Raw genomic sequence first — 14,276 nt, 5'->3', positions numbered from 1 at the left:
TCGAGCAGCCAGCCCAAAACAAAAATAAAAAGCTGGATCAGCTCTTAAAGAAAAAAATACCACTTTATGATTGCCTTAAGCGCCGCTGCTGAAACTACACACCATTTGAAACCGCTGATTAGTGATTTGGGATTGATCCTGATGACTGCCGGAATCGCCGTTTTAATCTTTAAAAAGATGAAACAGCCATTGGTTCTGGGTTACCTAATCGCAGGATTTCTTGCAGGAAACCATTTTGATTTTTTCCCTTCAATTACAGATATGCACAGTGTTGAAGTATGGGCAGAAATCGGAGTGATTTTTTTGCTGTTTAGTCTTGGACTCGAATTTAGTTTTAAAAAATTAATGAAAGTCGGCGGAACATCATCGGTTACGGCCATTACCCAAATTATCTTTATGGTTCTCATAGGCTATTGTGTCGGACAATGGATGGGCTGGGGAAAAATGGACAGTATTTTTCTTGGCGCCACACTTTCTATTTCATCAACAACAATTATTATTCGTGCCTTTGATGAACTTGGCGTAAAAGGGAAAAAATTCGTAGGTATAGTATTTGGCGCTTTGATTGTTGAAGATATTGTAGCCATTTTGATGCTGGTTTTACTTTCTACTATTGCGGTAAGCGATCAGGTTTCGGGAAGTGAATTGCTGCAGTCAGTTTTAAAACTGGTCTTTTTCTTAATTATTTGGTTTTTAGGCGGAATATTTATCATTCCAACCATCTTAAAAAAAGCGAAACATCTTTTAACAGACGAAATGTTATTAATTATTTCTCTGGCACTTTGTTTAATGATGGTAATTTTCGCAGCCAATGTTGGCTTCTCGCCTGCCCTTGGTGCCTTTATTATGGGTTCTATCATTGCAGAAACTACTATGGCAGAAAAAATTGAGCATCTTATTCAGCCCGTAAAAGATTTATTTGGCGCTGTCTTTTTTGTATCTGTCGGAATGTTAATCAATCCTGACACATTGCTAACCTATGCTTTGCCAGTCGCAATTATCACACTTTTAACCATTTTCGGAAAAGCATTCAGTTCGTCATTAGGTGCTCTTATTTCTGGACAACCTCTGAAACAATCCGTACAAACCGGAATGAGTTTGGCGCAAATTGGAGAGTTCTCTTTTATTATTGCAACTCTCGGAATGACGCTTAAAGTTACCAGCGACTTTTTGTATCCAATAATTGTTGCCGTTTCTGCCATTACCACTTTTACAACTCCGTTTTTAATCAAATATTCTGAGCCTTTTGCTTTGGCATTAGAACAAAAATTACCTAAAAAATGGGTCAAAAACATCAACCGTTATAGCGTAAATGCACAGGCAATTAGGTCTGTCAGTACTTGGCAGATTGTACTTCGTGCCTCAATTACGCAAATCATTCTTCATACCATAATCATTACAGCAATTATTTTGTTGTCGTCTAAATTTGTAGCGCCACTTGTAGCTGATACAAGATTCGGAAACACTTTGGCCGCTCTGATTACACTTGGTATAATTGCGCCATTCTTATGGGCACTTTCACTGCGCCGTGTTAAAGTTGAAGAAGTAGAAACATTATGGGAAGAACGCAAATACCGAGGCGCGCTTTTAATGTTGATTTTAATCAGAATGAGTCTTGGTTTGTTTTTCGTCGGTTTTTTATTGAATATTTTCTTCTCTCCATTGGTCGCTTTTGTTGCCTTGATCATTGCAATTGGAGGTTATCAGATTTTCCCGAAAAAATTAAACGAACAATATCATAAAATTGAAAGCCATTTCCTGAAAAACCTAAACGACCGAGAAAACAAAAAAATAGACCGCCGTTATGCCAATTTAATGCCGTGGGATGGTCACATGTCTTTTTTTGATATCGGAAAAGAATCAAATCTAGCAGGAAAAACATTAGAAGAACTCCGTATTCGTGAGCAGATGGGAATAAACATAGCTTACATCAAACGAGGCGATGTTACGATTTCCATTCCGATGAAGACTGAACGTCTTTTTCCTGGTGATGAAATATGCGTTATTGGCACCGATGCCCAAATTACTGAATTTACAAAATATTTAAATCAAAACGAAACAGAAGCAGCGAAAGAAGTCGAAGAATCTGAAATTGTGCTGCGTCAGCTCGAAATCGCAGATGAAGATTTTATCGAGAAAAGCGTAGGACAATTTAGAGGAAAAACCGGTGGTCTGGTTGTCGGAATTGAAAGAAACGGAAATCGTAATCTTAATCCCGAATCCAATATCGTTCTGCAAAAAAATGATATTATCTGGGTAGTCGGCGATAAAAAGAAAATGAATGCCTTGTTTAAAAAAGTATAGTTTTTTTTGAGTTGCTAAGATGCTGAGCTTCTAAGTTTTTTTTTCGGCTATCATAACTCAGATTAAAAGAAAAGCTTCTGAAGTTCTAAATTAGAATTTCAGAAGCTTTTTTCTTAGCAGTTTAAAATCTCAGAAACTTAGAAGCTCAGCATCTTAGCAACTCAGTCTATTTATTTGGCTGTGGTGTCAGACGTAAATAAGGTTTAATCGGTGTATGTCCTTTTGGAAATTTAGCTGGAATATCGCTGTCTGGAATTGCAGGTGCAATAACCACATCTTGACCGTCTTTCCAATTTGCAGGAGTTGCAACGCTGTAATTTGCTGTTAGCTGAAGACTGTCGATAACACGAAGCAATTCGTCAAAATTTCTTCCCGTTGAAGCTGGATAAGTCAAAGTCAGTTTGATTTTTTTATCTGGCCCGATTACAAAAACAGAACGAACTGTAAATTTGTCGCTAGCATTTGGATGAAGCATATCGTATAAATTAGCTACTTTCTTATCCTCGTCTGCAATAATCGGAAAATTTACTTCCGTATTTTGAGTTTCATTGATGTCTTTAATCCACTCTTTGTGCGACTCTAATCCATCAACACTTAAAGCAATAACTTTTGTATTTCTTTTTGAAAATTCAGGAACATAATTCGCTACTGTTCCCAATTCGGTTGTACAAACCGGAGTAAAATCGGCTGGATGCGAAAATAAAACGCCCCATGAATCTCCTAGCCATTCGTGAAAATTAATTGGTCCTTGAGTGGTTTCTGCATGAAAATCTGGAGCTATATCACCTAATCTTAATGTTGACATAATTTTTAATTTTTTAGTTCATCTAAAATTAACTAAAAAATGCATTTAGAAAACATTCAAAAGGTAAAAAAAAGTTAAAATTCTACTTTATCGATATAATTACTATTTTAACCTAAATAAACTGTAAGACAAAGTACCAAATAGCAAGTGTTACAAAGGAAATCGGAATTCCGAAACCAATCATCATACTACTTAATTTAGGTTTCAAACCATATGTTGATGCCAGAATTGCACCGGTAATCATTGGTGCCATTGCAGTTTCCATTAAAGTAATTTTTATTGCCTCAGAACGCTGATTGAAAATAAAAACATACAATACTAATAATACCAATGGAACCAAAATTAGTTTGAAAAATAATCCTAGTCGTAAAAACTTCCAGTGTTTGCTTTTTTTGTCAAAAGTGAGCTGAAGCCCTACCGAAAGCAATGCTAAAGGTGTTACCAAACTTCCGATTTTTAATAGTGATGATTGAAGATTTTCGTGCAAATCATAATCAAAAATATTTAAAAGGCAGGCCAAAACAAACATGATAAAAGGCGGAAACAAAATAATCTTCTTTAAAATATCAAAAGCATTAGGACTTCCTTTTGAATAAAAAGCGGCTGTAAAAACACCAAGCGTCGAAACAACAACAAAAGTTCCCGGTTGGTCAACCAAAACTGCGGTTTCGAGACCTTTTTTCCCAAACAAAGCTTCAATAATCGGATAACCCAAAAAGGAACTGTTGCTTAAACCTGCAGTAAGAATAAGACATCCGATGAGTTTATTAGACCAACCATTTCTTCTTCCTAAAAAATGAAAAAATATAAAAGCCAAAATATAAGTAATCCAGCCTGCTCCTATTGGAAAAAGCAATTCATTGCTCCATCTGATTTTTGGAATGTGGTATAAAGTAATTGCCGGAAGACAAAAATAGATGACAATTTTATTAAGCTTTTTATAAATATGAGTCGGAAATTGCCTGATACGCTGTAAAACTAAGCCCAGTGCAAGAAAGAAAAATATTAGTATAAAATTGGTCATTAATTAGTCCTTGGTAATTAGTCCTTAGCAAATAGTTTTTTTTAGTGATGAAATTTCAGGATATAAGACTAACACCTACCAATCCTTTTTCTAAAATTTTCAATTACAACTAATATTTTTTACTAACTACATGCAAAAGTAATAATTACTAATCATTAAAAGCTAAATGAATAATCACTAAGAACTAACTACTAAGGACTATTCACTAATCACTAAAAAAAAGTTAAATTAGTATTTCGTGTTACAAAACTCATTATATTTGTAATAAATTTTATTACAGTATGATTTCTGGTAAATTTGCCATAACGATTCACATTCTGACTTTGCTCACTAAATTTCCGAACGATTTTTTATCATCGGAATTTATTGCAGGGAGCATCAATCTGAATCCGGTTCTGGTTCGAAAAGAAATCGCAAATTTAAAAGCACATCATATTGTAGAAAGTAAAGAAGGAAAAAATGGAGGAACAAAACTAGCTGTTAATGCTTCGAATCTAACATTAAAAGAAATTTTTGAGATGACTTTTGAAACAATCGGTCTTGGTTATGCAAAAAATCAGCCTAATCCAGAGTGTCCTGTCGGAAAAAAAATCAATCAGAATCTCGAAGCTTTATATGATGAAATGAATAAAAAAGTAAGCGCACAGCTTGAAAACATTTCACTAGAAGATTTTTCTAACCAATTTTAAAAACCTTTTTTTTACCTAAAACTGTAACATTTTTTATTACTAAATAAATTTATATATTATGAAAATCGCACTTATTGGAGCTACAGGATTTGTTGGCTCAGCAATTTTAAACGAATTAGCAGACAGAAAACACGAAATTACGGCTATTGCCAGAACTCCAAAAGACACCACAAATGCTACTTGGGTTGCTGCAGATATTTTTAATGTTGAAGCACTTGCTGAAATTTTAAAAGGGCACGATACAATTATCAATGCTTACAATCCGGGATGGACAAACCCAAATATCTACGATGATTTTTTAGCAGGTTCTAAAGCAATTCAGGAAGCGGCTAAGAAATCGGGCGTAAAACGTTTTATTACTATTGGTGGTGCCGGAAGTTTATACGTTGCTCCAGATTTACAGGCTGTCGATACTCCTGATTTTCCAAAAGAAATTTTTCCTGGTGCAAACGCAGCAAGACATTATTTGAATATCATTAAAGAAGAAAAAGATTTAGACTGGGCATTTTTTAGTCCTGCTTTTGAAATGCATGCAGGAACAAAAACAGGAAGAACCGGAAAATATCGTTTAGGTTTAGAAAATCCTGTTTTTAATGATGAACAAAGAAGTATTCTTTCTGTAGAAGACTTAGCAGTTGTAATTGCTGACGAAACAGAAAATCCAAAACACCACCAAGTTAGATTTACTGCTGGATATTAATTTTTAAAGATTCTAAGGTACTAAGGTTCTGAGATTCTAAGTTTTTTTGCCACAAATTATACAAATTCACAAAAATTATTTTTGTTTTACTTTATGCTTCTTCAGTATGACAACTTTAATAGTTACTTTTTTAGCTTCTCTTGAAAATAAAAAATTCGTGAAAATTCGTGTAATTTGTGGCAACCTTTTTTCTCAATTTTTAGAATAACAAATTAGCGGAAATTCGTGTAATTAGTGGCTAACTAACTTTTTGAAACTGTTTATGTTTTCAGTACTTTTACAATTCTAAAAAATGTGTTTTGTCTGATTTTAATAAACAAGCCGGCAGTTTATCTGAAAAAGCTGGAATTTCATCTCCCGAAATCACCAACGTTTCGGCTATCAATCAAATTAAAATAAAACGCAGACATCAACCAACCGCTCAAGAACTAATTTCTGGAATTCTAGAGGGCAACCGAACAGCTTTAAGTCGTGCAATTACGTTAATCGAAAGCACGAATCCTGAACATGCAGAAAAAGCAAACGAAATCATCAAAGGCTGTCTTCTTCATGCCAATAAATCGTTGCGTATTGGAATTACAGGGGTTCCGGGTGTCGGAAAAAGTACTTTTATAGAAGCTTTCGGAACACATTTAACGCAATTAGGGAAAAAAGTGGCTGTTCTGGCGGTGGATCCCAGCAGTTCTATTTCACATGGCAGTATTTTGGGCGACAAAACCCGCATGGAAGAATTGGTTAAAAATGAAAACGCTTTTATCAGACCAAGCGCTTCGGGAGAAACTCTAGGAGGCGTGGCTCGCAAAACCCGCGAATCGATTATTTTATGTGAAGCGGCCGGTTTTGATACTATTATCATAGAAACCGTTGGTGTTGGGCAAAGCGAAACTGCGGTTCACAGCATGGTAGATTTCTTTTTACTTTTGAAGATTTCTGGTGCCGGTGATGAACTCCAGGGCATTAAACGCGGTATCATGGAAATGGCTGATGCAATCGTAATCAACAAAGCGGATGGAGATAATATCAAAAAAGCCAATCAGGCAAAAATTGAATTTAATCGAGCGCTGCATTTATTTCCACCAAAAAAATCGAACTGGCAACCAAAAGTGACGACTTGTAGTTCAATTACAAAAGAGGGCATTATGGATGTTTGGAACAGCATTTTAGATTATTTTGAAACAACCCAAGAAACCGGGTTTTTCCAAGAAAAAAGAAACGAACAAAATCAATTCTGGATGATGGAAACCATTAACGAGCAGTTGAAACAAAATTTCTACAGTCAGCCAGAAATCATTGCGCTTTTGGAACAAAATAAAAAAGCAGTGCAAAACAATGAGACCTCACCTTTTGCAGCTGCTTCTGAATTATTAAAATTGTATTTTAAACAAAGTCGCTAAGTTGCTAAGATACTAAGATTCTAAGATTTTTTCTCGACATTGTCAGTCCGAGCGAATTCGAGAACCTCCAATGCATTTCGACTTCCCTCAATGTGACAACCTTTTAAAAGCTCTCTAAATAAAAACTTAGAATCTTAGTATCTTAGCAACTTAGCGTCTTAATTTATATTTGCTCTGTTTATACAAATTTCCAGCCGTAACAACATGCGCCAAAGCGTCTTTTGCTAAATCTTCATTTAACTTAACTGGAATTAAGGTTGTATCATTTTTAATTTCGAATTGAAGTGGTTTCAAATTTGGTTGCATAATGACAACCTGATTTTCGACTCTAAAAGCATTGATATCGTTAAACTGCATGATGGATCTTCCTGGTACTTTTGAATCTAATTTCGCTAAATTTCTTCCTACCATCGGGGTTTCAAAAGAAACTCCTAAATAGCCTAACAAAGTCGGCGGAATATCGATCTGGCTTGCTAATCTATCGTAAACCGCTCCTTTTGGAACACCTGGCCCCATAATAAAAGCTGGAATATGGAATTTGTTTATCGGAACTAAGTTTTTCCCGTAAGTCCTTGTATTATGATCCGCGATTACGATGAAAATCGTGTTTTTGAAATAGGCTTCTTTCTTTGCCATTTCGAAGAATTTTCCAATTGAAAAATCGGCATATTTCATGGCATTATTTACAGTTGCCGCTTTTTTATCATAAGACTTAATTCGCCCTGCAGGATATTCAAAAGGTTCGTGATTAGAAGTGGAAAACATTAAAGAAAAAAATGGCTTATTACCTTTCGATTTAAAATACTCATTGGCTTTAGTAACCAAATCTTCATCAGAATAACCCCAAGTTCCTTTAAATGCATATTTCTTTCCATCCGATTCAAAATCACTTTGATCTACAATATCGCTGAAACCGTTTCCGTTAAAAAACGAAGCCATATTATCAAAGTTGGCCATTCCGCCATAAATAAAACTGGTATCATATCCTTTTTGTTTTAAGGCATCAGCCAATGTAAAAAATCCTTGTTGTGAGTTTCCTAATTTCACCACACTTTCTGAAGGCGATGGTAAAAATCCGGTAACGACAGCTTCAATACCGCGGACGCTTCGGGTTCCCGTGCAATACAAATTGGTAAATAAAGTTCCTTCTTTCGATAACTTGTCAAATTCGGGTGTCAAAGGTTTTCCGCCTAAAATTCCAACATATTCTGCACCCAAACTTTCCTGAAGAAAAATCACCAGATTATACGGTTTTTGTAAAACCGAATCTGGCTGTTGCGTATGAAGAAACGGAATATCAGAATCTGTAAAATCTTTTGGTCCAGCCATCATGTATTTTTTTACACGAGCAATCGCTTCTGCCTCATCCATCTTACCGTACATTTTTGTGTTTCCTTCATTCTTAATCGAATAAGCTGCAAAAGCAACCGTATAAAAGGAATTCAGTCCTAATGTATTGGTCAATTGATCTGTAGAAAAAACGGCGTTACTTGCATTAATCGGACGCTTTGAAGTCAAACTTGAACGAGCTCCAAAAAACAGCAAAAATGCGACAAATGGGAATAAAATCAACTTATTCTTGTAACCTGCATTTTCTGTATGAAAAAACTTTTTGCCTTTTTTGAAAGCAAAATAAATTGTAATCGCTAGAATTAGAAAAGTCACAATTATAGAAGTCAGATAACTTTTTAAAAGCATGCCAACAACTTCTTTTGGATAAATCAAATAATCTAAAAATATCTTATTCGGACGTGTGTCGTACTGTTTTACAAAATCAGGCGACGCCAATTCTACAAACAGAATTAGAAAGAGAAATAAAAAGCTGTAAATTACTAAAAACCGATTGGTAAACTTCATCCATTTTTCTGGAAGAAACGTAATGAGCAATGCTGGAAGAAACGACAAATAACACAGTAAAATCAAGTCCATTCGAAGGCCGATTGGAAAAATATACCAGAAATTTGGTGTTTCTGTTACTCTTTCTTTAAAAAGAAAAAACAAAAATAAACGGCTTAAAGTTGTAATCAATAATCCGATTATTATAAAATTGAAAATAGGTTTTAGAAAGCGTAAGTTTTTCATCAGAAGTAAATAAGAACGTAAAGAATAAATACTAAAATTACTCTTCGTAACGATTGATTTCACGATCATAGAATTCATTTGCCTGCTCAATCAGACCTTCCATTTCAGCATTTAATTCTGCTTCATCAAGATCTTCGGCCTCTTCTAAAAATTCTACCTCATCGTCTTTTAAATTGATTATAAAACGAGGATAATCAAGGTGAATGATAAAGATATCGTCTGGAAAATCGGTATTGTCTCCAAGTAAAAATTTAGGTAATTCCATAGTAATAATTTTTAGTTTTTATTTTTGATAAAAGTATTCTTTGGTTTTTCAAATCTTAAAAACCAATAGCCAATTATTTGTCAAATTTAGTTATTTGAAAGTGAATTTTTGATTAATTTATTGGTTAGGTAATTAAAGCGTAGATACAACAGAATCGCTGCAACTGTTAGTCCCGCCAAAAGTCCGACCCAAACGCCTTGAGCCTTAAGTTCGGTATGTTCACCTAAATAATAGGAAATAGGAAAACCAATCACCCAATAAGCAAAAAAAGCAATGTACATCGGAATTTTTACATCTTGTAAACCTCTAAGCGCACCAAGAACTACAACTTGAATTCCATCTGAAATTTGAAAAACGGCCGCAATCAAAAGCAATTTAGAGGCAATGGCGATAACTTCTGTATTGTCTAAAATCTGTCCGCTATTTTCCATGTTCAGAAAAATATGAGGAAGGTAGTCATGAAAAACAACAAACAAAATAGCAAAAAAAGTTTCGACTATAATAGCAAGAAGAAAAATCGAACGAGCTACAACAATCAGTTTCTTAAAATCGGTCAAACCTCTCTGATTGCTTACCCTGATCATTGAAGTAACGCTTAATCCCATTGCGAACATAAAAGTCATCGATGCCAAGCTCAACGCAATTTGGTTAGCCGCTTGACTGGTCTTTCCGATATTGCCGCATAACCAGATTGAAGCAGTAAATAAAACAACTTCAAAAAGCATTTGCATTGCCGATGGAAACCCGATACTGATTATTTTTTTTATAGTGGCGCTTTTTATTTCATCAAAACTGAAATTTTGAAAAAAATGCTGAAGATCTTTTCTTCTCGAAAGCATGATATGCATAAACATTACCAGAAATATTCTCGAAATTACGGTGCCCAATGCCGCGCCTATAATTCCCATTTTTGGAAAAAACCAGACTCCATAAATAAGCACATAATTTAACCCAACATGAAGTACGTTTGCCATTACCATGGCATACATCGAATATTTGGTCAACGACAAACCGTCTGCAAACTGTTTATAGCCTTGATACATTATTAATGGAATAAGCGAAAAAGCAACCCATCCTAAATATGGTTTTGCCAGTACTATAACCTCAGCCGGCTGATGCAGCATTTCCATTATCGGCTTTGCCATCATGATCACGCCAAAAAGAATCAGTCCTAAAATTGTGCATAAAAACAACCCGTGATGAAAGGCAGAACGGATTTTGCCATCATTTTTCTCAGCATCACCTTCGGCTACAATAGGCGTGATGGCCGTAGAAAAACCAATTCCTAAAGACATTGCAATAAAAATCATGCTGTTGCCAAGCGAAACAGCTGCCAATTCTGTGCTTCCTAATTTTCCGACCATTATATTATCGACAATTCCGATTAAGGTATGGCCGACCATTCCTAAAATTACAGGATAAGCAAGTCTTAAATTATATGAAAACTCTTTGGTGTACTGCTTTAAATTCACTTTTAATCTTATTTAGGCAGCAAAGATAATCAGAAGCTTTCAATTCTTTCAAATTATTAAAAACATAAGCAAATCTTAAGGCTATTTTGACTGAAGTCTAATATTATATAACAATTTTTAAAAATTGTATAACAAGTTCAGAAGACTGTAAATCTACTTTTACATTATTAATAATTCAAAATTTAATTGTCATGAGAAAATTACAAATTTTATGCCTAGCTGCTTTTACTTTTTTATCCGCCAACTCAACTTTCGCTCAAGACAGTGAAACAAAAAATTACGATCAAGGTTTTAGATTAGGATTCGGAATAAACGGAGGATTACCGACGGACAATGCATACGATTGGTCTCTTGGTGGAGATGTGCGTCTGCAATACGATTTATCTAAAAAAACATCTTTGACATTAACAACTGGCTTTACCAATTTATTTACTGGAAAAGATGAAAACGGAGTTGAAGTTAAAGATCTTGGATTTATTCCTGCAAAAGCTGGTTTTAAAGCTTTTATCTGGGAAGACCAATTTTACGTTTTAGGAGAAGTAGGTGCTGGTTTTGCCGTAACAAACGGATATAATGACACTACTTTTTTATGGGCGCCAGGAATTGGGTACGCCAACAAATACATTGATATCAGTGTCCGTTATGAGGACTACAACAAATTCAAAACCAATCAGGTTGCATTGCGTCTAGCGTATGGTTTTGATTTATAAAATATAGAGGTTTAATTTATTTTTTTGTTTTTGGTAAAAACCCGGCAGTCTCCACAATCTGCCGGGTTTTGTATTTTATAAATTTACTCAATTCAAAAATTATCAAATTGGCAGATTTTCTAGTTATCTAATTAAGATCACTTCTCGCCTAATTCTTTTTTGTACAACTCAATATTGACTTTGGTTTTTTCATCGAGTTCTGGCTCTTTGATATCCGTGTATTTTTTCATTTCTTCCCAAATAATTTTTGCTACAATGTATCGCGACATTTCTTTGTCATCGGCCGGAATTATGTACCAAGGCGCGTGAGGAGCCGAAGTTTTATTAATAGCTTCCTCATAATATTTCATATACTCATTCCAATAACCACGCTCTTTTAAATCTCCTGGCGAAAATTTCCAATTGTGTTTTTCCTCTTCCAGACGGCGAAGCAATCTTTCGCGCTGTTCTTCTTTGCTCAGGTGCATAAAAAACTTCAATACAATCGTACCGTTTTGCGCAATATGCTTTTCAAAATTATTGATTTGCTCAATTCTGTTTTCCCAAAATTCGGGCGTAATATCATGAACAGAATTAATTCCTGGCAGATTTTCTCCTAAAATATATTCTGGATGCACACGTGTTACCAAGACATTTTCGTAATGCGTACGGTTAAAAATCGCAAACTTTCCTTTTTCGGGCAATGCAATATAATGACGCCATAAATAATCGTGTTCAAGCTCTGCCGAACTAGGCGTTTTAAAACTGTGTACAATCACTCCACGCGGATTAAATTCTTTAAAGACTTCTCGAATCAAACTGTCTTTTCCCGAAGTATCCATTCCCTGAAGACAAATCAAAACAGCATATTTGTTATGCGCGTACATGACATCCTGCAAATCGCTCAATTTGGCCTGAACCTTATCGAGTTTTTCTTCTTTTTCATCATCATCGGCTTTTACATCTAATAAAGTTGGAATTTCTTTTAGCTTTATCTTCTCAGTAACTTTAAAATCATTCGGATCTATCGATTTCATATTTCGCATTTTTATTTATCATAAATATACTATTTTTACGTAGCATAATCCTGCTATTCATTGCAATACTTTTCAATAAACTGCTTTTTTCCAAAGCCATAACAAGAGCTTCCGTTGGTCGCTTTGTTCTGTCAGGAAAAAATGCCATTTCTTTTCAAAGCATTTTCATTGCTATCAGGGCTAGGTTTTCGTTTCACAAGAACAATTCTATGGTTTTAAAATTCATAATGACAAAAAGAATTCTAATTGTACTCATACTATTTTTAACCTTTTTAGGAAATGCACAAACTAATAATGAAATCAATATAGACGATTTAGTCATCAATTATATTAAAGAACTCCAATCTAGAAAAATAGACACAATTTGCGTGTATGAAGATTATTGCATTGGATGTGAGTTAACCTATGAATCTTCTAAATTATATGACGAAGAAACTTGCAAAGACGAATTAAAGCAACAACCTGCTTATATATTTTGGAAAGAAAAAGGCAAAACCTATCTAACTAAGATCAATACTTGTTTTGAATATCCAGGAATTATTATTTCTAAAGATAATTTTTGGGAAATTTATTTCTCAAAAATCACGACCATAAAAAAAGAGGTTGTTAAATCATTTTCTTATGAGACATTTGAAAACAATAAAAAATCAATTTCAATATTGAGGGCAACACATTCAAGCTATCAAGTATTTAAAATGATAAATAAGGGCAAATCTACTATCAAAGTATTTGATCACTTTAAATTACGGCAAACATGCGATATTTTTCCGGATAAGCTTTTGTATAATATAAGCTATCAACATAACATCAACTTAAAAAGTAAATTAATTATTGATTTACTTGAAAAAATAACTTCAGAAGCTGAAAAAAACAATAATTTTAAAAAAGTAAAGTCAAGAAAAATCTAAGACTATAAAAACAACATTTCATGGAAAAATTCACTTTAGAAATATTATTTCAAATCATCGGAATCGGTTCGGCATCAGGATTATTTTACAACAACGATGCTCTTTACGTAATTGGCGACAACAGCGGTTTTTTGTACGAATACAATATGCAGAATCAACAATTAAATCAACATGCTTTAATTGATAATCCAACACAAAATATTCCGAAAAACCTAAAACCCGATTTTGAATCCATGACTGCACATAACGATACGCTTTATGTTTTTGGATCCGGCTCAACAGAAAACCGAAATAAAATGATTGCGTTTGACCTTAAAAACAAAACGGTTTTACAAAAGAACAATCTTGTCGATTTGTATGCTTTGATGCAGAGTTTTGGAGAAATAAAACCAGAAGATTTCAATTTGGAAGGCGCCATTTTTGAGGGCGAAAACTGGTATTTGTTCAATCGAGGAAATGGCGTTTCTAATAAAAATACCATTTTTACTATTCATGCCAAAAATCTAGGTGAAGAATTTGCTTTGATTTCGGTGAATTACAAACTGCCAAAAATAAAAGGTGTTCGTTCTAGTTTTACTGATGCTATTTTAGTCGAAGATAAAATTTATTTTCTTTCGACTGCCGAAGACACAAAATCAACTTACGACGATGGTGAAATTTTAGGCAGTTTCATCGGAAGAATCGATGTTAAAACCATGAAAATTGATTTCACACAAAAAATCACTTCAACTAATAAATTCGAAGGTTTGACTTTTTATAAAAAAGAAAACAACAAAATCGAGTTTTTACTTTGCGAGGATAATGATACCGAAGTTTTGGAAACGAAGATTTATAAATTGACGTTGCCAATTAAATAAAACTTTGAGAAGCTTTGAGTTTTTTCTTTGTGAATCTTTGCTGTAAAATT

General features: G+C 34.2%; 13 protein-coding genes. 7 read left to right on the top strand and 6 right to left on the bottom strand.

Going from position 1 to position 14,276, the window contains the following annotated elements; translation table 11 throughout:
- The first annotated feature begins 66 nt into the window (after positions 1-66).
- Positions 67-2,304 carry a cation:proton antiporter domain-containing protein gene (locus tag ACFFLS_RS22955; RefSeq protein ID WP_379683076.1) on the top strand — a complete coding sequence of 746 codons (2,238 nt, stop codon included), beginning with the start codon at positions 67-69 and terminating at the stop codon, positions 2,302-2,304.
- A gap of 166 nt (positions 2,305-2,470) precedes the next feature.
- Here the strand turns inward: ACFFLS_RS22955 and ACFFLS_RS22950 are convergent, their stop codons facing one another.
- Both ACFFLS_RS22950 and ACFFLS_RS22945 read right to left on the bottom strand, forming a co-directional pair.
- A complete protein-coding gene (locus tag ACFFLS_RS22950) occupies positions 2,471-3,109 on the bottom strand; it encodes a peroxiredoxin (protein ID WP_135220879.1) in 639 nt (212 codons plus the stop codon).
- Between the two features lie 112 nt (positions 3,110-3,221).
- Positions 3,222-4,133: an AEC family transporter gene (locus ACFFLS_RS22945; RefSeq protein ID WP_379683077.1), complete on the bottom strand. Its 912-nt coding sequence runs from the start codon at positions 4,131-4,133 to the stop codon at positions 3,222-3,224.
- A 281-nt stretch (positions 4,134-4,414) separates the two neighbouring features.
- On the opposite strand from ACFFLS_RS22945, the gene ACFFLS_RS22940 reads away from it, so the two are divergent.
- The 3 genes from ACFFLS_RS22940 to meaB all read left to right on the top strand — a co-directional run bounded on the left by ACFFLS_RS22940 (position 4,415) and on the right by meaB (position 6,916).
- A complete protein-coding gene (locus tag ACFFLS_RS22940; RefSeq protein WP_379683078.1) occupies positions 4,415-4,822 on the top strand; it encodes an Rrf2 family transcriptional regulator in 408 nt (135 codons plus the stop codon).
- Between the two features lie 58 nt (positions 4,823-4,880).
- Entirely contained in the window at positions 4,881-5,522 is a 642-nt protein-coding gene (locus ACFFLS_RS22935; RefSeq protein WP_379683079.1) for an NAD(P)-dependent oxidoreductase, read from the top strand.
- 299 nt (positions 5,523-5,821) lie between these two features.
- Positions 5,822-6,916, top strand: a complete 1,095-nt coding sequence (meaB, locus tag ACFFLS_RS22930; RefSeq protein ID WP_379683080.1) for a methylmalonyl Co-A mutase-associated GTPase MeaB — start codon at positions 5,822-5,824, stop codon at positions 6,914-6,916.
- Between the two features lie 150 nt (positions 6,917-7,066).
- On the opposite strand, the gene ACFFLS_RS22925 is transcribed toward meaB, so the two are convergent.
- From ACFFLS_RS22925 to ACFFLS_RS22915, 3 genes are all read right to left on the bottom strand, one after another.
- Positions 7,067-8,998 (bottom strand): LTA synthase family protein, encoded by a 1,932-nt coding sequence (locus ACFFLS_RS22925; protein ID WP_379683081.1) that lies wholly within the window; start codon positions 8,996-8,998, stop codon positions 7,067-7,069.
- Positions 8,999-9,035: 37 nt separating this feature from the next.
- Positions 9,036-9,263, bottom strand: a complete 228-nt coding sequence (locus ACFFLS_RS22920; RefSeq protein WP_379683082.1) for a DUF8828 family protein — start codon at positions 9,261-9,263, stop codon at positions 9,036-9,038.
- 86 nt (positions 9,264-9,349) lie between these two features.
- On the bottom strand, positions 9,350-10,735 hold the full coding sequence (locus ACFFLS_RS22915) for an MATE family efflux transporter (protein ID WP_379683083.1): 1,386 nt from the start codon (positions 10,733-10,735) through the stop codon (positions 9,350-9,352).
- Positions 10,736-10,926: 191 nt separating this feature from the next.
- Between ACFFLS_RS22915 and ACFFLS_RS22910 the strand changes: the two genes are divergently transcribed.
- Positions 10,927-11,445 (top strand): hypothetical protein, encoded by a 519-nt coding sequence (locus ACFFLS_RS22910; RefSeq protein WP_379683084.1) that lies wholly within the window; start codon positions 10,927-10,929, stop codon positions 11,443-11,445.
- A gap of 137 nt (positions 11,446-11,582) precedes the next feature.
- Here ACFFLS_RS22910 and ACFFLS_RS22905 read toward each other — a convergent pair whose 3' ends face one another.
- The gene (locus ACFFLS_RS22905; RefSeq protein WP_379683085.1) at positions 11,583-12,461 is read right to left on the bottom strand and encodes a PPK2 family polyphosphate kinase; all 879 of its coding nucleotides are present in this window, start codon (positions 12,459-12,461) and stop codon (positions 11,583-11,585) included.
- Positions 12,462-12,688: 227 nt separating this feature from the next.
- Here ACFFLS_RS22905 and ACFFLS_RS22900 point away from each other — a divergent pair, with 227 nt between their 5' ends.
- Positions 12,689-13,369 carry a hypothetical protein gene (locus ACFFLS_RS22900; RefSeq protein WP_379683086.1) on the top strand — a complete coding sequence of 227 codons (681 nt, stop codon included), beginning with the start codon at positions 12,689-12,691 and terminating at the stop codon, positions 13,367-13,369.
- A 20-nt stretch (positions 13,370-13,389) separates the two neighbouring features.
- Positions 13,390-14,226 carry a DUF6929 family protein gene (locus ACFFLS_RS22895; protein ID WP_379683087.1) on the top strand — a complete coding sequence of 279 codons (837 nt, stop codon included), beginning with the start codon at positions 13,390-13,392 and terminating at the stop codon, positions 14,224-14,226.
- Positions 14,227-14,276: the final 50 nt, after the last annotated feature.

The organism is Flavobacterium procerum (assembly GCF_042431625.1).
GTDB classification, from domain to species: domain Bacteria; phylum Bacteroidota; class Bacteroidia; order Flavobacteriales; family Flavobacteriaceae; genus Flavobacterium; species Flavobacterium procerum.
Note: the sequence above shows the minus strand (reverse complement) of the source record. Positions and strands in the feature narration are given on the sequence as shown.